Annotated in this window: 18 protein-coding genes; 4 read left to right on the top strand and 14 right to left on the bottom strand. The window is 64.5% G+C overall.

What is annotated here, in order from left to right; translation table 11 throughout:
* Positions 1–18: 18 nt before the first annotated feature.
* Positions 19–384, top strand: a complete 366-nt coding sequence (locus GGD65_RS29745; RefSeq protein ID WP_018317055.1) for an antibiotic resistance protein VanZ — start codon at positions 19–21, stop codon at positions 382–384.
* Positions 385–429: 45 nt separating this feature from the next.
* Here GGD65_RS29745 and GGD65_RS29740 read toward each other — a convergent pair whose 3' ends face one another.
* From GGD65_RS29740 to GGD65_RS29680, 13 genes are all read right to left on the bottom strand, one after another.
* Positions 430–876 (bottom strand): CHRD domain-containing protein, encoded by a 447-nt coding sequence (locus tag GGD65_RS29740; RefSeq protein WP_210286646.1) that lies wholly within the window; start codon positions 874–876, stop codon positions 430–432.
* A 152-nt stretch (positions 877–1,028) separates the two neighbouring features.
* Positions 1,029–1,310, bottom strand: a complete 282-nt coding sequence (locus tag GGD65_RS29735) for a hypothetical protein (protein ID WP_183237538.1) — start codon at positions 1,308–1,310, stop codon at positions 1,029–1,031.
* Positions 1,311–1,419: 109 nt separating this feature from the next.
* Positions 1,420–1,866 carry a hypothetical protein gene (locus GGD65_RS29730; protein WP_179736946.1) on the bottom strand — a complete coding sequence of 149 codons (447 nt, stop codon included), beginning with the start codon at positions 1,864–1,866 and terminating at the stop codon, positions 1,420–1,422.
* A 141-nt stretch (positions 1,867–2,007) separates the two neighbouring features.
* Entirely contained in the window at positions 2,008–3,735 is a 1,728-nt protein-coding gene (locus tag GGD65_RS29725; RefSeq protein ID WP_183237536.1) for a chemotaxis protein, read from the bottom strand.
* Positions 3,736–3,740: 5 nt separating this feature from the next.
* Positions 3,741–4,832 carry a chemotaxis response regulator protein-glutamate methylesterase gene (locus GGD65_RS29720; protein ID WP_179736942.1) on the bottom strand — a complete coding sequence of 364 codons (1,092 nt, stop codon included), beginning with the start codon at positions 4,830–4,832 and terminating at the stop codon, positions 3,741–3,743.
* Positions 4,833–4,848: 16 nt separating this feature from the next.
* Complete coding sequence (locus GGD65_RS29715; protein WP_028142306.1) at positions 4,849–5,703, bottom strand: protein-glutamate O-methyltransferase CheR; 855 nt, start codon at positions 5,701–5,703, stop codon at positions 4,849–4,851.
* 133 nt (positions 5,704–5,836) lie between these two features.
* Positions 5,837–7,642: a methyl-accepting chemotaxis protein gene (locus GGD65_RS29710; protein ID WP_183237534.1), complete on the bottom strand. Its 1,806-nt coding sequence runs from the start codon at positions 7,640–7,642 to the stop codon at positions 5,837–5,839.
* A gap of 61 nt (positions 7,643–7,703) precedes the next feature.
* On the bottom strand, positions 7,704–8,192 hold the full coding sequence (locus GGD65_RS29705; protein ID WP_038949575.1) for a chemotaxis protein CheW: 489 nt from the start codon (positions 8,190–8,192) through the stop codon (positions 7,704–7,706).
* A 62-nt stretch (positions 8,193–8,254) separates the two neighbouring features.
* Positions 8,255–9,952, bottom strand: a complete 1,698-nt coding sequence (locus GGD65_RS29700; protein WP_183237533.1) for a methyl-accepting chemotaxis protein — start codon at positions 9,950–9,952, stop codon at positions 8,255–8,257.
* A gap of 37 nt (positions 9,953–9,989) precedes the next feature.
* The gene (locus tag GGD65_RS29695) at positions 9,990–10,451 is read right to left on the bottom strand and encodes a chemotaxis protein CheW (protein WP_183237530.1); all 462 of its coding nucleotides are present in this window, start codon (positions 10,449–10,451) and stop codon (positions 9,990–9,992) included.
* Complete coding sequence (locus GGD65_RS29690; RefSeq protein ID WP_183237528.1) at positions 10,451–12,526, bottom strand: chemotaxis protein CheA; 2,076 nt, start codon at positions 12,524–12,526, stop codon at positions 10,451–10,453. The genes GGD65_RS29695 and GGD65_RS29690 overlap by 1 nt, the downstream gene beginning before the upstream one ends.
* Positions 12,523–12,888: a response regulator gene (locus GGD65_RS29685; protein ID WP_018317043.1), complete on the bottom strand. Its 366-nt coding sequence runs from the start codon at positions 12,886–12,888 to the stop codon at positions 12,523–12,525. The genes GGD65_RS29690 and GGD65_RS29685 overlap by 4 nt, the downstream gene beginning before the upstream one ends.
* Complete coding sequence (locus GGD65_RS29680; RefSeq protein WP_018317042.1) at positions 12,888–13,211, bottom strand: lipid asymmetry maintenance protein MlaB; 324 nt, start codon at positions 13,209–13,211, stop codon at positions 12,888–12,890. The genes GGD65_RS29685 and GGD65_RS29680 overlap by 1 nt, the downstream gene beginning before the upstream one ends.
* Positions 13,212–13,482: 271 nt before the next feature.
* Between GGD65_RS29680 and GGD65_RS29675 the strand changes: the two genes are divergently transcribed.
* From GGD65_RS29675 to GGD65_RS29665, 3 genes are all read left to right on the top strand, one after another.
* Complete coding sequence (locus tag GGD65_RS29675) at positions 13,483–14,604, top strand: HD domain-containing phosphohydrolase (protein WP_183237526.1); 1,122 nt, start codon at positions 13,483–13,485, stop codon at positions 14,602–14,604.
* A gap of 186 nt (positions 14,605–14,790) precedes the next feature.
* On the top strand, positions 14,791–15,459 hold the full coding sequence (locus tag GGD65_RS29670) for a hypothetical protein (protein WP_183237524.1): 669 nt from the start codon (positions 14,791–14,793) through the stop codon (positions 15,457–15,459).
* Between the two features lie 20 nt (positions 15,460–15,479).
* Positions 15,480–17,630, top strand: coding sequence for an adenylate/guanylate cyclase domain-containing protein (locus GGD65_RS29665; protein WP_183237523.1), 2,151 nt, complete (start codon positions 15,480–15,482; stop codon positions 17,628–17,630).
* Between the two features lie 26 nt (positions 17,631–17,656).
* Here GGD65_RS29665 and pobA read toward each other — a convergent pair whose 3' ends face one another.
* Complete coding sequence (pobA, locus tag GGD65_RS29660) at positions 17,657–18,829, bottom strand: 4-hydroxybenzoate 3-monooxygenase (RefSeq protein WP_183237521.1); 1,173 nt, start codon at positions 18,827–18,829, stop codon at positions 17,657–17,659.
* Positions 18,830–18,857: the final 28 nt, after the last annotated feature.

The following is an 18,857-nucleotide window of genomic DNA, read 5'->3' as shown; positions in this document are numbered from 1 at the left end:
GAGCGGTTATGGTAGGCCATGCGTCGAAATCACCTCATCGCAGCCGCGGGAATCTGCCTCGCCCTCATCGCCTATGCCACCCTGGCAAGGCTGGCGGGGCGGCCGGCGCTGATGGGGCATCACGAGGCTTACTGGATCGTCGTCATCGAGCGCTTCAGCGCCTATGGCCTGTTGGGCTTCCTGCTCGCTTTCCTGTTGCCCGGCCGACTCGCTTTGGCCTGCTCGCTCGTCATCGCAGTTGCGATGGGGCTGGAAGTCCTGCAAACGCTGACCCCCGATCGTGATCCGGGTTTCCTGGACGTGCTGCAAAAGGCGGCAGGAGGCACCGTCGGTGTCATCCTCGCCCAGACGATCCTGGCCTTCTTGCCTCGGCCGCCAGCCTGAGGCCCACGGCGCTGACACATTCTTCAGCGCCACGGCGACATCCCCCTACTTCATCATCTGCCCGCGCAATTCGCCGCCTGGGTTCGCGGCCGTATGGATGTTCGCGTACCATTTGCCGGCCAATAGATCCGCCGCCTGGGCATCCGTGAGCGTGGCGCTGCCCTGGATAGGACTCTGGACCGTCTTGAAGGGCAGAGCGATGCCGGCGTTCTTGCCCGCATCACTGGGGCCATGAAAATGCGCCCCCATCGCCGGACCAGTCAGATTGGCAAACGTAATCGTATAGGTCAGCACTTTGGTCTGGGTGTCGAACGCGGCCTCCGCCTTGCCTGAACCGGACGAGCCGTTCGGAGGCACTTCATTGCTGCCCTTGAGGTCGGCCTGCAGCTTGACGACCTCCGCACGTGACGACGCGGTTGTGACGATCAGCAGCCCACCGAACATCACCGTTCCCAACAGCGTCAGGCCGACCCGATACTTGGCTTTCCTCATGGCATTCTCCTACAGGCTCTACGGCCCGATGCGGTTGAAACCCCGGCCCCGGCTCGAAATTCCGGAGACGAGTCTATGCCTGATTCGCGAAAAGCTGGCGGCGATCCACCGGTGGCACGTGGAACGAACTGCGGGGCCTGACGCCAAGCGAGCTAGGCTGCCCCGCGCTCGCGGAACCCGGTCGGGGCCAGGAGTTCGGCCATCTGCCTGTGCGTGCTCTGCAGCGCCTCGATGGCGCCGTCGAGATCGAAATCCGCTTCGCGGATTGAGGCGAAGAACTTGGCCGTCAGCGCCAGGTCGAGCTTGACGCGCGTTGCGCCGTCGCGACTCTTGCGACGGTCGAGCGACAGATGGACGGCGCGCGTTTTGGCTTCTGCCGGCGAACAGCCGCTGAGTGTCGCCAGTTCGTCGTATGTCATCCAGATCTGAGGCATGGTCTCGTCCGTCCTTTATTGCCGCCTCATTCCTAACTTTCTGCGCCTGAATGCATCGTTGCCGCAGCGCGGTCGCAGCCCGCTTCGCTGCGATAGCGTCAACGCAAGACTAAGATGCGGGAGGCCTGGAAGGCGCAGGAAATTGGCGCGGCCGCGAACGGCTGTCGAGGCCCTTGGGCAATTTGTCATTGAGCTTCACGACGGCGCCTCGCGCCTCCACAGCCGGCGCATCTTCCTGGCTGTAGATCAGCGTCACCTCGAACATCACGTCGGGCGCTTCCCTGGCCGTTCCGGAGCAGGTCGCCATCGCACCGCTGCACACGCCGGCGAGGCTGACCTCGACCTCGTCCAGACCGAACACGGTCGGCGGCCCCTCGGCATAGCGCCGCGTGGTCAGCACGGCCGTGAAGCGCTGATCGTCATCGAACTGATAGGAGCCGCCATAGGTGAAGAAGCTGTCGCTGCCGGAGATCCGTCCGTCCGCCAGATGCACGATACCCGTGCCCTGGCCGCGCGGCGTCCTGAACCAGGCCGCGTATTTGCCGTCTCGCATCATGGAAATGTCCGCCGTAAAATTCACTGATATTTGCAACCAACTCTGGGGCGCGACAATGACCGACGCGGCGAGTATTCCGCGACGGTTAACGCCCTGCAAAGCCGACTCGTCAAATTGCCGCCGCATCACGTGGCGACGCAATCAAAACAATTCTATGCCGTCATCCGCAGTCTCGACCGCCTCGACCCGGCGCATGGCGGCGATCGATGCCAGTCCCAGCGCTTGCAGGAACTCGCGATGAACGTCCCGCTCGCGCTCCATCGTGTAGCGCGCGAAGAGATCGTCGAGGATCGCCTGATCCTGCAGCTCCGGCTGTAGCCGCTGCGCGCTTGCGCTCGCAGTCTCGAGCCGCGTGGCGACCGCAGGCAAGGCTGCGGAGCTTTCGCCGAGCCTGGTCATCTGACCCTGGGCCGAATTCATCAGCCGCTCGAATTCCGCGCCTTCGTCGACGAGCCGGCTCATCAGCTTGCCGAGCCGTTCATTGCCGGCCTCGACCTCGCGCAACGCCTGAAGGATTTGCGGCTCGAGCTTGGCAAGCTGGGTGGGATCACCCTGCACGCGGAGCTCCTTCAGCTCATTGGCCGAGCGCTCGATCCCGTCGAGCACGGGCCTCAGGCGCGCGGCCCCCGCGGAGACCTGGTCGGCGGTCGCCTTGAGCTCGTTGGCGATGACGACAAAGGCGCTGCCGCGGCTGCCGAGATGGCTCGCCTTGAGGCCGGCATTCATTCCGATCAGCGTGATGTCGACGGTCGCCTCGGCAAGCCCTGCGATCGCCTGGCGAAATTTCGTCAGCGTGTCCTCGACGATCGCGAGCGCCTCGTCGACCGAGCGGCCGGCACTCTCGCAGGTAGCGATCAGGGTCGATGCGTGCGCCAGCGTCTGCTTGATGCGCGTCAGGAACGACGACGAGCCGCCCTCCTCGCCGCCGAACAGCGTGCGGCCGTGGCCGACGACGCTGCCCGCATCGTGCAGGATGGCCGTCAGCGCGCCGACGATCTGGCCGACGTCGCCACCGAACTCGCGCTGGGCATCCCTGAGCTGGGCCGCCTGCAGCCGGCAAATCGCACGCACGCCGTCATCGCTCGGCACCGTTTCAGGAACGAGGCTCGGCGCGGCTTCCGACGCAAGGCCGAGGCCATGGGACACGTGCTCGAGACGCTGACGCGTGCTGTCGCCCGCCTGCAGCGAGATGATCGCGCTGCCGACCGCCTCGGCGATCTTCCTGGTGCTGGCACTGGCGCGGTCGGCCAGATGGCTGCTCTTGCTGCGCTGGTCGCGTAATCCGGAATAGGCCGCGCCGAGTTCGGCGCTCTCCGACATCAGCTGGGCCCGGTAGCGGCTCTCGAATTCCTTCTGCCGGCCGGAGGCGGTGGCAACCGCCTCGGACAGCCGCTGCTGGTCGCGCGCGCAGCCTTCGATCGAGCGCTGCACGGCCCTGCCGAGATCGTAGGCTTCCTGGGTGAAGGCGAGAAAGCCCTCGCGGTCGCCGTCGAGCGAGGCCGCCTCGATCCGCGCGCTGCGCGCGATGATGGTGATCATCTGGATGTGCTTGAACAGCGGCTTGAGCAGCGAAGACGCCTCCGCCGTGCTCTTGCCGATCGTCTCCAGCAGGGCGCTCTCCGCCGGCAGCGCCTGCGCCAGCTCGCTCAGCTGCGCGGCGATCTCCTGCAGCGCCGTTGCTGCACCCTCGATCTCGGCGCCGGAGAGCTCGCCCGAGAGCGTCGCCAAGCCCTGGTTCAGCTCCTTGAAGATGAGGTGGCCGCAGCCGAGCTCGTGACCGACGCGCGCGAAGACGTCCTCGATGCGCGAGGAGACGTCCTCGATCGCGGTGGTTGCCTCGGCGAGCGTGTTGGCCGGAACGGGCGACATGGCCATCAACCCGCTACCGCGGCGTGCCCGGCCTGATACCAGAGCATGATCTCGCGCGGGATGTGATGCAGCGAAACGACCTTCTCGACACCGCCATGGGCGATGGCTTCCTTGGGCATGCCGAACACCACGCAGCTCTCTTCGTCCTGCGCCCGCGTCGAGGCGCCGAGCTTGCGCATCTCCAGCATTCCGCGCGCGCCGTCGTCGCCCATGCCGGTCATGATGACGCCGAGCGCGTTGGCGCCGGCATGCTGGGCCGCCGAGCGGAACAACACGTCGACTGAGGGGCGATGCCGCGACACCGGCGGGCCGTCCTTGATCGCGATCTGGTAGCGCAGGCCGATGCGCTGGAGCAGCATGTGGCGGGCGCCGGGCGCGATATAGGCGCAGCCCGGCAGCACCGGCTCGCCGTCCTCGGCCTCCTTGACCCTGATCTGGCAGACGCCGTCGAGACGCTTGGCAAAGGCCGCGGTGAAGCCTGCCGGCATGTGCTGGACGATGACGATCGGCGGACAGTGCGGCGGCAGCATCTCGAGGACGTCATTGAGCGCTTCGGTCCCACCGGTCGATGCTCCGATGCAGACGATGCGCTCCGTCGTCGGCCGGACCCTGCCCTGCACCGGCGGCGGGATGATGGCGTCGGCGGTCAGCTTCTTCTCGATAGCCCGGCGTTCCGCACGCGGCCGCACCCGCGCGCGCGCAGCCGACTTCACCGCCTCGCGCAGCCGCGTCGAGCATTCGAGCAGCGCAAGGCGCGTGTCGATCTTCGGTTTCGGCACGATATCGACCGCGCCCGCCTCGAACGCCTCGAACATCACGTTCGAGCCCTCTTCGGTCAGCGAGGAGCAGATGATCACCGGGATCGGGCGTTGCGCCATGATCTTGCGCAGGAACGTCATGCCGTCCATCCGCGGCATTTCCAGGTCGAGGATCATGACATCGGGGATCTCGTCCTGAAGACGCTTTGCAGCCACGAACGGATCGGAGGCCGTTGCCATCACCTCGATATCAGGATCGTCGTTGAGGATCGTCTGCAGGATTTGGCGCACCGACGCCGAATCGTCCACGATCAGCACGCGAACCTTCTCCCTCGGCATCTTGGTTGCGCTCCGGCTAGACCTGGAAAATGGTTGGCTGAACCTGCTTCAGCCCGGGCACGGCACTGTGAATCATCGATTCCGAATGTCCAACCAGCAAATAGCCGCCCGGACGCAAATGGCTGCACAATTGCTCGACCACCTTGCGCTGGGTCTCGCGCTCGAAATAGATCAGGACGTTGCGGCAGAAGATGATGTCGACGTCGCGATCGACCGGATAGGACTTGTCCATGAGGTTCATCCTCATGAAATGTGTCGCGCGCCGCAGCTCGGGTACGACCCGCACCTCACCGCGCGACTTGTCCCGCGACGTCGAGAAATATCGTTTCACGAATTGCTCCGGCACCGGGCCGAGCACGTCGCGCGTGTAGATCGCCGTCTTGGCGAGGCGCAGCACCGCGGTCGAGATATCGGTCCCGAGGATCCGGTACTGGAAGCGCGAGCCGTTCCGCGTCATGTCGTCCAGCACCATCGCGGTGGTGTAGGCCTCCATGCCGGTGGAGCTCGCCGAACTCCAGATCTTCAGGTTCGCGTTCTTGCGTCCATGTGACTTGAGCAGGCCGGGAATCGCGACGTCGCGCATGAAGGTGAAGTGCTGCGGCTCGCGGAAGAAGTCGGTCTTGTTGGTCGTCACCACATCGATGAGATGGGTGAGCTCGGTATCGAAATGATCCGCCTCGAACAGGTTCTCGACATATTCGTTGAGACCGGTAAAGTTGAGCGCGCGCACGCGCTTGTGCAGCCGCCCCTCCAGCATCAGCCGCTTGCCCTGCGGCAGCTTGATGCCGACCTGGCCCTCGATCAGTTCGGCGATGGTGCGGAAATGGCGGTCCGACAGATGCACGGCCGTATCCTGTACGGCGGGCATCATGGCCGCCGGCCCCGGTCCACGACGGCCACCTGCACTGAATGTCGGGCCGTACGGGCCATCTCGAATCCTACGCGTTTAAACAACCGATGAAAGACCGGTCCACCGTCCCAGGGCAGACCGGCCTGCAAAAATCCTAGCGCTGAAAATCGGCGTCCCGATCATCCTCGCCGTCATGCATGTCGAACGCAAAGCCGCCGCCACCGGCAACCTTCACGGCGCGCGCCGGCCTGGCCTGCACGACCTTTTTCGCCGGACGCTCGGCAGCCGCCATGGTGGCCGCCTTGGCGCGCAACTGGCTCACCGCCTGGTCGATCGGCGCCGACGCCTGGCTCTTGGCGCCGTGCTCGATGCGGAAATAGGCGATGGTGGACTGAAGCTGTTCGGCCTGCGAAGCGAGCTCCTCCGAGGTCGAGGACACCTGCTCGGACGCGCTGGCGTTCTGCTGACCGACCTTGTCGAGCTGCTGGATCGCCTGGTTGATCTGGGCCGAGCCGACGTCCTGCTCGCGGCAGGCCGCGGTGATCTCCTCGACGAGCTCGGCGGTCCTCTTGATGTCAGGGACGAGCTTGGAGAGCATCGCGCCGGCCTCCTGTGCCACCTTGACGGTGTCGGCCGAGAGCGTGCCGATCTCGGCCGCGGCAGCCTGGCTGCGCTCGGCGAGCTTGCGCACTTCGGAGGCGACCACCGCAAAGCCCTTGCCGTGCTCGCCGGCACGCGCGGCCTCGACCGCGGCGTTGAGCGCGAGCAGATCGGTCTGGCGTGCGATCTCCTGCACGATCGTGATCTTCTCGGCGATGGTCTGCATCGCGTTGACGGCGCGGCCGACCGCGGCACCGCTGGCTTCGGCGTCCTTTGCCGACTGCGCGGCGATCTTCTCGGTCTGGTTGGCGTTATCGGCGTTCTGCTTCACGTTGGAGGCCATCTCCTCCATCGAGGAGGAGGCTTCCTCCGCGGACGAAGCCTGCTCGGTCGCGCCCTGCGACAGCTGCTCGGCGCTCGCGGAGAGCTCCTGGCTGCCGGCGGAGACGTTCTGCGCCGCCGTCAGCGCTTCGGACACGATCTGGCGAAGCTTCTCCACCATGCGCTCGAGCGCAAGGCCCAGCGTGTCCTTGTCCGACAGCGGCTTGGCTTCGATCGTGAGGTTGCCCTGCGCGATCTCGTTGGCGACGGCCGCGGTGGCGTTCAGATTGGCGGTCATCGCGTTCAGGGATTTCACGAGATCGCCGATCTCGTCGTTGCTGGAAGCATCGATCTTGTGGCTGAGATCACCGATCGCGACGGCATCCGCCAGCCCGACCGCCTTGGCGAGGGACCGGCTGATATTGATCGAGATCCAGACTGCGCCAATCGCGGCAACGATGAGCGAGACGATGACGAGGACGATCAGAACCAACTGGGCACGGCGGCTGTCTTCGTTGGACTGCACAGCCTGCTCGGCCATCTGCCTCTTCGTATTGGCGACATAGGCTCCCATCGCCTCCGTCGCATCCGCAACCACCTTGCGCCCGTCACCCATCGAGCGCTCGGTTGCCTTGGTCTTATCGGTCTTTGCCAGCCTGATCGTCTCTTCCTGAAAGACGTTCATTCTGGCGTAGGCGCTGGCGAAGTTGTCGAGCAGCTTCTTGCCGCCTTCGCTGGCCATCGCATAGACCTCGTCCCTGATCTTCATGGCCTCATCGCGGAGCTTGGCCGCGTTCACCGCGAATTCCTCGGCCTCGCTTGCCGTTCCAAGAATTGCGTTCTTTTCCGCCCTGACCTGCTGCCAGATGATCTTTTCGACCTCGGCTGCTTTCTCCATCCGCTTGGCGCGAAGCACCATGGAATCTGCTGTCGCGGCCATGTCGGACAGCTTCATGTAGCTCACGGCGCCTGCTACCATGAACAGAAGAATGACGACGCCAAACGCGCTGGCGAGCTTGGCTTTGACGGTGAATCTCATTTTCAGTCTCGTTGGTTCGAATTGGGGGGCTTACGCGTGACCACGCTTCACTCTCGCAAACTCAGGCGGCGCGCGGCGCATCTGTAGCCGTGTCGCGGCCTTCCGGAACTTCGTCATTGGCCATCAGCTTGGCGAGATCGAAGATCACGACGAACTTCTCGCCCTTGCGGCCGATGCCGGCGGCATAGTCCGATTGCCATTTCCCGCCGACCTCTGGCACGGGCTCGATCGCCTGCTCGTCGATGTCGGTGACCTCGAACACGCAGTCGGCGACGAAGCCGACGCCGACCAGACGGTCCTTCATCGGCACATCGAGGATGATGATGCGGGTCGCCTCGGTGGCGGCCACGCTGGGCAGACCGAGCTTGTTCCTGAGATCGACGATCGGATAGCCGCTGCCGCGCACGTCGATCATGCCGAGCAGAAAGTTCGGCGCGTGCGGAAGCCGCGAGATCGGCCGCATGTCGAGAATTTCCCGGACGTTGCGGATGCTGATGCCGAACGTCTCGCCGGCGAGCCCGAGCGTCAGATATTGCGAGGTTGCGGCCATGATGCAGTCCAGGATTCCCGGTTGGAAATGGGTACGGTCCGGCACAAGGCCGGACCGGTTGATCAGCGTTGGAACTCGGCGTCGCGATCGTCTTCGCCGTCATTCATGTCGAAGGCGAAGCCGCCGCCACCGGCGACCTTCATCGCACGTGCCGGCTTGCGGGCAGGCACCGGCTTCTTCATGCCGCGGTCGGCGGCCGCCATGTGCGCAGCCTTGGCGCGGAGCTGACCGACGGCGCGGTCGATCGGCTCGGCCGCGGCCTTCTCCTTGCGCGTGGCATGCTCGATCCGGAAGAACGAGATGGTGGACTGCAGCTGCTCGGCTTGCGAGGCGAGCTCTTCCGAGGTCGACGACACCTGCTCGGAGGCGCTGGCGTTCTGCTGGCCGACCTTGTCGAGCTGCTGGATCGCCTGGTTGATCTGGGCCGAGCCGACGTCCTGCTCACGGCAGGCCGCGGTGATCTCCTGCACCAGCTCGGCGGTCTTCTTGATGTCGGGCACCAGCTTGGACAGCATCTGGCCGGCCTCCTGGGCGACCTTCACGCTCTCCGTGGACAGCGTCCCGATGTCGGCCGCGGCGGCCTGGCTGCGCTCGGCAAGCTTGCGGACCTCGGAGGCGACCACCGCAAAGCCCTTGCCGTGCTCGCCTGCGCGAGCGGCTTCCACGGCCGCATTGAGGGCGAGCAGGTCGGTCTGGCGTGCGATCTCCTGCACGATCGTGATCTTCTCGGCGATGGTCTGCATCGCCTCGACGGCACGGCCCACGGCGACACCGCTGGCTTCAGCGTCCTTGGCCGACTGCCCCGCAATCTTCTCGGTCTGGTTGGCGTTGTCGGCATTCTGTTTCACGTTCGAGGCCATCTCCTCCATCGAGGAGGAGGCTTCCTCGGCGGACGAAGCCTGCTCGGTCGCGCCTTGCGAGAGCTGCTCGGCGCTGGCGGACAGCTCCTGGCTTCCGGCGGAGACGTTCTGGGCCGCAGTGATCGCCTCGGCAACGATTTGCCGGAGCTTTTCGACCATTCCGTTCAGCGACCTGACGAGATCTCCGATCTCGTCGTTGCTCGCCGAGGGAATGGTCTGGCTGAGATCGCCCTCCGCGACCGCACCTGCAAGGCCAACCGCTCTTCCGAGCGAGCGGCTGATCGAGATGGAGATCCAGAGCGCAGCCCCGATCGCAACCGCCAGCGAGATGCCGATCAGCGTCATCAGCAGGAATTGGGCCTGGTGCCCCTCTGCCTTGGACTGGACGGCCTGCTCAGCCATCTGCTTCTTCGTGTTGGCGACATAGGCGCCCATGGATTCCATCGCGTCTGCGACGACCTTGCGGCCGTCACCCATCGAGCGCTCCATGGCCTTCGGCTTGTCGGTCTTCGCCAGCCGGATCGTTTCTTCCTGGTAGGTATTCATCTTGGCGTATGTGGCTGCAAAGCTGTCGAGCAGCTTCCTGCCGTTCTCGCTCGCCAGCGCGTAGACCTCATCCCTGGTCTTCATCGCTTCCTCGCGAAGCCTGGCGGCATCGGCGGCAAACTGTTCGGCCTGAGCCTCCGTACCGAGCACCGAGTTCTTCTCGGCACGTAGCTGAAGCAAAATGTCCTTTTCGATCTGCGTCGCCTTTTCCATGCGGTTTGCGCGCAGAACCATGCTGTCAGCGGTCGCCATCATGTCGCCGAGCTTCATGTAAGCCACGCCGCCCGCAATCCCGGACAGGACGATGATCACGCCGAACGCACTGGCAAGCTTTGCCTTGACGGTAAATCTCATTTCCAGCCCCTACCCCGGTCTCGCCCGAGACCTCATCTCAATTCAGAATGCGTTCCATGTTCGGAACGATGACGAACTCTTCGCGCCACTTGGCAATGAAGCGAATGAACTCCGGCTTCCAGTGCATGCCGACGCGCGGCGTCTGCTGCACGTGGGTCTGGGAGATCTCCGTGACCTCGTAGACCTTGTCGGCGGTGACGCCGACCAGAACCGGCTCGCCGTCGAGCTCGAGCTCGATCACCACGATGCGCGTATCGGCAGAATCCTCGAGCTGCGGCATGCCGAAGCGGATGCGCAGGTCGGCGAGCGGAATGACGTTGCCGCGCACGTTGATCACGCTGGGAACGAAGGCGCGCGCGCCTGCCACCTTGGTGACGGGGACGGGATCGATGATCTCGCGCACGAGGCCGGCGTCGAGCGCGAACTTCTCCTCGCCAAGGCCGATCATCACGACCTGCATCGCGTCAGCCTGCCGTTCGCCAGCCAAACCATCGTTCATCACGCCGCCTCGCTGATATGCTGCTTCTCGACCTTCGACTGCGCCAACGCGACGAGCTGCGCGACGTCGAGGATCAATGCCGCCGTGCCATCGCCCAGGATGGTCGCGCCCGAGAACATCGTGACATCCGAATGCAGCTTTGAGAGCGACTTGATCACGGTCTGGTGGTTGCCGATGATCTGGTCGGCGACGAGACCGACGTGAGTCTCGCCGGTCGAGATGATGATCGTCTTCTGATGACGGTCGGGCGTGCCCGATGCCGTCATGATCTCGCGCAGCCGGAGGAAGGGCACCAGATTGCCGCGCACGTTGAGGAAATTGCGACCGCGCGAGCGCTCGTCCTCGGCGGTCAGCTCGATGCATTCCTCGACCGCGGACAGCGGAATGATGTAGCGGCCTTCGCCGACGCGGATCAGAAGACCTTCGATGATCGCCAGCGTCAGCGGCAGGCGCAGCGTCACCGTGGTGCCCTGGCCCGGCCGGGTCGACAGGTCGATCGAGCCACGCATGTTCTCGATGGTACGCTTGACCACGTCCATGCCGACGCCGCGGCCTGATAGCGCCGAGATGGTCTGTGCGGTCGAGAAGCCGGGATGGAACAGGAACTGATGGACCTCGTGATCGGTGAGCACGGCGCCAGTCGCGATCAGCCCCTGCTCTTCGGCTTTCGCACGGATGCGCGCGGTGTTGAGGCCACCGCCATTGTCCTTCACGGTGACGAGCACCTGCGCACCGGAATGGACGGCGGCGAGCTCGATACGGCCCTGCTCGGTCTTGCCATTGGCCGAGCGGGTCGCGGTATCCTCGATGCCGTGATCGATGGCGTTGCGGATCAGATGCACCAGCGGATCCGCCAGGCACTCGATCATGGTCTTGTCGAGCTCGGTATCTTCGCCCGAGGTGACGAATTCGACGGGCTTGGACAGATCCCGCGACAGATCATGCACGAGGCGGCGGAAGCGGCCGAACAGCGATCCGATCGGCACCATGCGCGCACCCATCGTGGTATCGCGCAAGGAGGAGGCGAGGCGCTCGATCTCCTCGGCGATCATCTTGATCGAGAGGTCGGAGCCGGAGGCGGCGAGCTGGGTCAGCCGCGCCTGGGCGATGACGAGCTCGCCAACGCGGTCCATCAGCTCGTCGAGACGCTCGGCCTGGACGCGGACGGTGGCAATGCCGCGATCGTCGCGCTTGGCCTCGAGCTTCGGTTCAGGCTTGGATTCGGATTTCGGCTCTGCCTTTGCGACCGCCTGCTCGGCGACGGGCGCCGCAGCAGCCTCGACCGGCGGCGCAGGCATTTCGGCCACCGGGGCCAGCTCCTCGTCGAGCAGCTGGAACAGCGGTGCCGGCGCAGGCGCTTCGACATGCTCCAAAGGCGACAGCGTCAGCTTCATCTCGTCCTGGACGAACATGAAGACGTCGTCGATCGCATCCTTGTCGCAGGCCGCGTGCAGCTTGACGTCCCACTTCAGATAGCAGTCTTCCGGCTCCATCTCGTCGAGGAACGGGACGCCGTCGGTAACGGGCACGACGAAGCAGGGGCCGAGCTTGCAGAGGTCTTCCAGCAGGTCGAGCGGGTTCGAACCGTTGCGCAGGATATGGGTTTCGAATTCCAGATAGAGGTGCCACCCGGCCTGCTTGCTGCCGGCGGGAGCCAGCGGCGGGGCTTCGGCGATCTCCATCACCGCTGTAACAGGCTGGTCGGCCGAGACGAAGCGCTTGAGGTCGTCGAGGATGGCCTCGCCAATGATGTCGTCGGTCGACTGGGGATCTTCGATCAACGCGCGGATGTAGTCCTTGGCCGCGAGCGCGACCGAGATCAGCTCCTGGGTCGGCTTGATCTCGCCCTTTCGGACGCGGTCGAAGGCGGTCTCGAATTCGTGGGTGAAGGAGGCGACCTTGTCGAAGCCGAACATGGCGCCCGAGCCTTTGATCGTATGCAGGGCGCGGAAGGCGGAATCGACCAGTTCGCGGTCGTCGGGACGCTGGCCGAGATCGAGCAAGGCCCCTTCAAGAACTTCGAAGAGCTCGCTGGCTTCCTGACGAAAGACCTCGGTCGGGTCCATTGCGCTCATGCGCGCACCAGCTTGCCGACCACGGCGAGCAACTGCTCAGGCTTGAACGGTTTGGTGATCCAGCCGGTGGCGCCGGCGCTCTTGGCTTCCTGCTTCACCGTGTCGTTGGATTCGGTCGTCAGGAACACGATGGGCATGCCGACCGCACTCGGCAGCTTGCGCAGCGCCCGGATCAGCTCCAGCCCGTTCATGACGGGCATGTTGAGGTCGGTGATCACGAGATCGAGCTTGCCGGCCTGCGCCTTGGCGAGGCCTTGCGCACCGTCGCCGGCCTCGATCACGCTGTGACCGGCCGGCTCGAGCACCACCTTGATCATTTGCCGGATGCTGGGGGAATCGTCGACGGTCAGAATCGTGGCCATTAGGTGCCATCTTTCTTTTGCGGGAAATGCTGATCGATCATCGCCTCGCTGGTGAAGCCGGCGCGGCGAAGGGTGTTGCGAAGAGACTGTGAGAATGAGGTCAGCACCACCGGGCGGCCCTGAGCCTGGCCCGTCTTGGCTGTCGACAGCAGAAGCTGGATCGAGGTCACGTCGGCCTTGTCGACGCTCGAACAGTCGATCTCGAGCCGCTCCTGGCGGCCGAACGCCTCGCGAATGAGCTCATAGACATTGCGAATGGCCGCGATGCTGCAATCGGCGGGCAACCGCAACGACCACTTTGGCTCCGTGGGATTGAGCGCCATCGCTGCCCCGCCTTTGCTAAAATTCCACTACTCGTTTGACGCGAATCCGGTGAGCAAACTCCTAACGCGGGCATCCGTACAACTACGGGTCACATTCTCGCGGAATTCGCGCAACTGCATGCAGACGTGTACAACCTCCTGAAATCTTTCATGCGCGGCGCGCATATCCGCGGCGCGGGTGCTCCCGTACGGCGCATTTGCTTCGCGTTAAATTCGCTCGGGCTATGGCTTGGGTTCGTGTCTTTGCCAGCGAAGAGAGCCCCGGCCGCCGATGCTGACCCAAGCGCTTCTGGTTGACGACAGCCGTTCCGTCCTCAACTTCCTGAAACGTCACATCGAGGCCGAAGGCCTGGTCGAGGCCACCACCTTCCTCGATCCCGTGGAAGCGTTGACTTGCGCGCGCGAACGCGGCTTCGATCTCGTGCTGGTCGACTACGAGATGCCGCACATGGATGGCATCAGCTTCATCCGCATCTTCCGTGCCCTGCCCGGCTGTGCCGACATCCCGATCGCGATGATCACGTCGCGGCAGACCGATGACGTCAAGATGGAAGCGCTGCAGGCCGGTGCAACCGACTTCCTGCCCAAGCAGCCGCAAAGCGTCGAGATGACGGTGCGCCTGCGGAATTTGATTCAGCTTGGTGCAGCCGTACGCAAGCTCAACGACCGTGCGGCGCATCTGGCCAGCGAAGTCGCAGCCGCGACGCGAAAGCTCGGCGAACGCGAGGAGGAGATCATCCTGCGGCTCGCACTCGCGGTCGAATACCGTGACAACGACACCGGCGAGCACACGCTGCGGGTTGCCCGGTACAGCCGCATCATCGCCGAGCAGCTCGGACTGCCGGCCCGGCTTTGTCGCGACATTTATCTGGCCGCGCCCCTGCATGACGTCGGCAAGGTCGCCATTCCCGACAACATTCTGCTCAAGCCCGGAAGGCTGACCGACGATGAGATGGCGGTGATCCGCACCCATGCAACGATCGGCGAGCGGATCCTGGCGAACTCCGGCTGCGAGCTGATCCAGCTCGGTGCGCAAATTGCCGCAGGCCATCACGAACGCTGGGACGGTGCGGGCTATCCAAACGGTCTGAGGGCAGACGAGATCCCGGTCGCCGCGCGCGTGGTCGCGGTCGCCGACGTCTTCGACGCGCTGACGACGCGACGACCATATAAGGAGCCGATGCCGATCGAGGTGGCTCGCGGCTATTTGGTCGAGAACCAGGGCCGCCAGTTCGATCCGGCCTGCGTCGAGGCTTTCTTGTCGCGCTGGGACGAGGTGGTCGAGATCGCCGGTGAGCGGGCAACGCCATTTCACAAGGCCGAGGCTCCGCTCCCTCCGGCCATGGAGGCACCGGCCGAGGGCCGTTCGCCTGAGGTTGTCCCGGCCAGCTGATTTCGCCGTCGGGCCAACAGCTTGGCATCTTCCTTCGTCGGCGATGGCCGGCTTGAACCACTTCCTGCTAGAGTGCACCAATAATCAAAGAGTGATTCTGGTCACACTTGCCTGGGCGCCCCGATGCTAAAAATCGCGCCGGGACGGGGACCAGCAAAGTATCGGTCGAATTGAATGAGAATAGTCATGAGAAGCCTGATCGGCGCTGTTGTCGGCGCGTTCTGTACTGCGGCCCCTGCCTTGGCAGAGACGCCGGCCGCGATCGTCGAGGATGTGCAAGGCAAGGTCGATGGCGTCGAGTTCATGGACTATGTCGCCGCGGGCAAGATCATCAAGCTCGGGCCCAAGGCCAGCATTACGCTCAGCTATCTCAAATCCTGCCTGCGCGAGACCATCAGCGAGGGCGTCGTGCTGATCGGCGCCGAGCAGAGCACCGTGCAGCTCGGCGACGTGCAGCGCGCCAAGGTGCCCTGTGACACCAAGGCGGCGCAGCTCTCCGAACGCGAGGCGAACCAGAGTGCGGCGACCACGTTCCGGACCATGCGGTCCGATGCCAAGAGCGCTCCGTCCAAGCTGCCGACGATTTACGGCGTAGCGCCCCTGATCCAGGCCAAGAGCGGCAGCACGCTGGTGATCGAGCGCACCGACGGCAAGGAACCCACGATCAGCGTGCCGCTCAAGAACGACATCATGATCCGCGGCAAATTCTATGACTTTGCCAAGGCCGGGAAGTCGCTGACCCCAGGCGGCAGCTATCTCGCGAGCCTCGGGGCCAAGCGTTACACCTTCCAGGTCGATGCCAGCGCGACCGCCTCGCCAACCCCGATCATCGGCCGCCTGCTGCGGCTCGAATAAGCAGACCTAGCGACCGGGCGATGCGGCGGATCGGGGGACGGGACATCGTTGCGGCGACCCTGATTGCGCTCGTGACGGGCGCGATCTTCACGTCGCCGCCGCTTCAGACCCTGCAAGGCCTTTCGCTCGACATCCTCATGGCGATGCGCGGGAGGCTTCTCGGCGACAGCCGCGACATCGCGACATCGCCGGTCGTCGTCGTGGCGATCGACAGTGAAACCTACGACACGCCACCGTTCAAGGGATCGCCGACGCAGACCTGGACGCGCGAGATCGGCCGGGTGCTCGGCAGCGTCACCGAGGGTGGCGCCAAGGTGATCGGCTTCGACGTCATCTTTCCGAGCTCGATCGAGCAATCGGAGATTCCTTTTGGCGACACCGCCGTTGGCGGCCGCATGAAGGGATTCGATCGGGATTACCTGATCGCGCTCCGGCAAATCTCCGACAGCGGCAAATTGGTGCTCGGCGAAATCCTGAGCAATGACCATCCGGAAGTGCCCTATCGCGCCCAGCAAGTGGCCGTGCGCAACACCGTGCGGGCGCTCAATGTCCACACCGACCACGACGACGTCATCCGACGGATGCCGCTGAGCTTTGCCATCGAGGGCCGGCCGGTCCCCGCGATGGCGGTCGAGCTCACTGCGCGCGCGACGGGCGCAAAGCCCGAGATTGCGCCCTCTGGCGCGACCGAATTGTCCGGCTATGCGATCCCAAGTGCCGTGCCGAATACATTGACGCTCAACTTCCGAGGGCTGGGACGCGACATCCCGACCTTCTCCTTTGTCGATCTGCGTGCCTGCGTCGAAAAGGGTGACCGCGACTTTTTTCGCCGCGCTTTCGACGGCAAGGTCGTGCTGCTCGGTACGGTCCTGAATTTCGAGGACCGCAAGCTCACCTCGATGCGCCTCTCCGGCGGATATGACGGCACGCCGGCGGCACGATGTGCCCTGCCCACGCCGGCAAGCACTGTGCAAAAGTCTCGCAGCGACGTCGCCGGTGTGTTCGTGCACGCCACCGCGGTCCGAAATCTGATCGAGCGCGATGCCGTGACCGAGCTCGGCTTCCCAATGCGGACCATTCTCACGATCGCGTTCGCGGCGATCATCGCCTGCGCGGCCTGCCTGCTCGCACCGAGTGGCGCGCTGCTCACGTGGTCCGCTCTCACCGTCGTTTATGCAGCCATAGCCGTCAGCGCGTTCGTCCATGCCTTGGCGCTGCCGCTGACGGAGCCGGCACTCGCCAGCCTTGCCGCGCTCGCGATCATGATCGGCTACCGATTCATGCTGGCCGATCGCGACGAACGCTTCCTGCGCAGGAGCTTTGCCTTCTACCTCGCGCCCGAGGTCATCGAGACCATGGTCACCTCCGGCAAGATGCCGGCGCTCGGCGGCGAGATGCGCAGCGTCACCATGTTCTTCTCCGACCTCAGCGGTTTCTCGTCCATTGCCGAGACCATGACGCCGGGAGAACTGGTGACGCTGATGAACGAATATCTGTCCGCCATGACGGATATCATCGAAGGCCATGGCGGTTACGTCGACAAATATATCGGCGATTCCATCGTCGCGATGTTCGGCGCACCGGCCGACGATCCCGCACACGCCGCCAACGCCGTCCGCGCCGCGCTGAAGTGCCATGAGAAGCTGGCGGAGCTCAATGCGGGCAATCCCGTCTTCGCCGGTCACGGCCTGTCGCATCGCATCGGGCTCAACAGCGGCGAAGCCGTGGTCGGCAATATCGGCTCGCGCCGCCGCTTCAACTACACCGTGATGAGCGACACCGTGAACGTCGCCTCGCGGCTCGAGGGCGCCAACAAATATTACGGTACCGCGATCATGGCCTCGGAGACGACCATGACGCAGAGCGGCGACGCCTTTGCCTGGCGTGAGCTGGATGCGATCAGGGTGCTGGGGCGCGGCGAAGCCATCAGGGTGTTCGAGCCGCTGGCGGAGAAGGGCGCGGAAGGCGCCCAGCAGGCGAAGGTCGCCGCAGCTTATGCTGAAGGACTGGCGCGCTGGCGCGCGCGGCATTTTGCGAAGGCGGCTGATGCCTTCGGGCAGATGGCGGAGACTGATCCGGCGTCTGCGCTGTTTGCGAAGCGCGCGACGGCATTCACCGCGAATCCACCGCCGCCAGATTGGACCCCGGTCAATACGCTGGAAGGGAAGTAGCGACGTCAGCGCCAGACGCTCCGCGCCTAGAACGGCAGTCCCACGTAATTCTCCGCGAGCAGGCGCTGCGCCGTCTCGGACGAGAGCAGATAGTCCAATTCCGTCTGCTGAAGCCGGTCCTCGTATTCGAGCCGGTCGGGGAAGCGGTGCAAGAGCATCGTCATCCACCAGGAGAAGCGCTGCGCCTTCCAGATCCGCGCGAGCGCCTTGGCGGAATAGCCGGCAAGCCCGGAATCATCGCCGCGCTGATAATGCGCGAGCAAGGCGTGATAGAGATAGTAGATGTCGGACGCCGCGCTGTTCAGCCCGCGCGCGCCCGTCGGCGGCACGATGTGAGCGGCATCGCCGGCGAGGAACAGGCGGCCATAGCTCATCGGCTCGGCGACGAAGCTGCGCAAGGGCGCGATGCTCTTCTCGATCGACGGCCCCGTGATCAGCTTGCCGGCGACCTCCTCCGGCAAGCGGCGCTTCAGCTCGGCCCAGAACGCATCGTCGCTCCAATCCTCGACCTTATCGGTCAGCGGCACCTGGATGTAGTAGCGGCTCAGCACCTGCGAGCGGAGCGAACAGAGCGCAAAGCCGCGCTCGTGCTTCACATAGATCAGCTCGGGCGACACCGGCTTGGTGCGCGACAGCACCCCCAGCCAGCCGAACGGATAGACCTTCTCATATTCGCGCAGCACATCCTTCGGGATCGACTTGCGGCTGACGCCGTGGAAACCGTCGGCGCCGACGATGTAGTCGCAATCGACGCGGACGGTCTCACCGTTCGATCGATAGGTCACGTAGGGCCGGTCCGAGGTCAGATCATGCGGCGTCACGTCCTGCGCATTGTGCACGACCTTGCCGCCGAGGCGGTCCCGCGCCTCATAGAGATCGCGCGTCAGCTCGGTCTGGCCGTAGACCAGCACCGAACTGCCGCCGGAATGCTTGTGCAGATCGATCTTGGACAGCACGCCGTCATGGGCGATCTCGAAACCGGTGTGGATCTCGCCCTCGCGATCCATCCGCTCGCCGCACTGCGCCTCGCGCATCAGCTCGGCGAAGCCATGTTCGAGCACGCCGGCGCGGATGCGGGCGAGCACATGGTCGCGGCTGTATTTCTCGAGCACGACCGCGTCGATGCCCTTGAGGTGCAGCAGCTGGGATAACAACAGCCCGGACGGCCCGCCGCCGATGATACAGACCTGAACCTTCATTTTCGCGTCCTCCCGTCGGCACTTTTTT

The organism is Bradyrhizobium sp. CIR18, assembly GCF_014198295.1.
GTDB lineage: Bacteria > Pseudomonadota > Alphaproteobacteria > Rhizobiales > Xanthobacteraceae > Bradyrhizobium.
Note: the sequence above shows the minus strand (reverse complement) of the source record. Positions and strands in the feature narration are given on the sequence as shown.

Coding starts and splice junctions, on each gene's coding strand:
- GGD65_RS29745 (WP_018317055.1), top strand. CDS start 19: ATGCGTCGAAATCACCTCATCGCAGCCGCGGGAATCTGCCTCGCCCTC.
- GGD65_RS29740 (WP_210286646.1), bottom strand. CDS start 876: ATGAGGAAAGCCAAGTATCGGGTCGGCCTGACGCTGTTGGGAACGGTG.
- GGD65_RS29735 (WP_183237538.1), bottom strand. CDS start 1,310: ATGCCTCAGATCTGGATGACATACGACGAACTGGCGACACTCAGCGGC.
- GGD65_RS29730 (WP_179736946.1), bottom strand. CDS start 1,866: ATGATGCGAGACGGCAAATACGCGGCCTGGTTCAGGACGCCGCGCGGC.
- GGD65_RS29725 (WP_183237536.1), bottom strand. CDS start 3,735: ATGTCGCCCGTTCCGGCCAACACGCTCGCCGAGGCAACCACCGCGATC.
- GGD65_RS29720 (WP_179736942.1), bottom strand. CDS start 4,832: ATGCCGAGGGAGAAGGTTCGCGTGCTGATCGTGGACGATTCGGCGTCG.
- GGD65_RS29715 (WP_028142306.1), bottom strand. CDS start 5,703: ATGATGCCCGCCGTACAGGATACGGCCGTGCATCTGTCGGACCGCCAT.
- GGD65_RS29710 (WP_183237534.1), bottom strand. CDS start 7,642: ATGAGATTCACCGTCAAAGCCAAGCTCGCCAGCGCGTTTGGCGTCGTC.
- GGD65_RS29705 (WP_038949575.1), bottom strand. CDS start 8,192: ATGGCCGCAACCTCGCAATATCTGACGCTCGGGCTCGCCGGCGAGACG.
- GGD65_RS29700 (WP_183237533.1), bottom strand. CDS start 9,952: ATGAGATTTACCGTCAAGGCAAAGCTTGCCAGTGCGTTCGGCGTGATC.
- GGD65_RS29695 (WP_183237530.1), bottom strand. CDS start 10,451: ATGAACGATGGTTTGGCTGGCGAACGGCAGGCTGACGCGATGCAGGTC.
- GGD65_RS29690 (WP_183237528.1), bottom strand. CDS start 12,526: ATGAGCGCAATGGACCCGACCGAGGTCTTTCGTCAGGAAGCCAGCGAG.
- GGD65_RS29685 (WP_018317043.1), bottom strand. CDS start 12,888: ATGGCCACGATTCTGACCGTCGACGATTCCCCCAGCATCCGGCAAATG.
- GGD65_RS29680 (WP_018317042.1), bottom strand. CDS start 13,211: ATGGCGCTCAATCCCACGGAGCCAAAGTGGTCGTTGCGGTTGCCCGCC.
- GGD65_RS29675 (WP_183237526.1), top strand. CDS start 13,483: ATGCTGACCCAAGCGCTTCTGGTTGACGACAGCCGTTCCGTCCTCAAC.
- GGD65_RS29670 (WP_183237524.1), top strand. CDS start 14,791: ATGAGAAGCCTGATCGGCGCTGTTGTCGGCGCGTTCTGTACTGCGGCC.
- GGD65_RS29665 (WP_183237523.1), top strand. CDS start 15,480: ATGCGGCGGATCGGGGGACGGGACATCGTTGCGGCGACCCTGATTGCG.
- pobA (WP_183237521.1), bottom strand. CDS start 18,829: ATGAAGGTTCAGGTCTGTATCATCGGCGGCGGGCCGTCCGGGCTGTTG.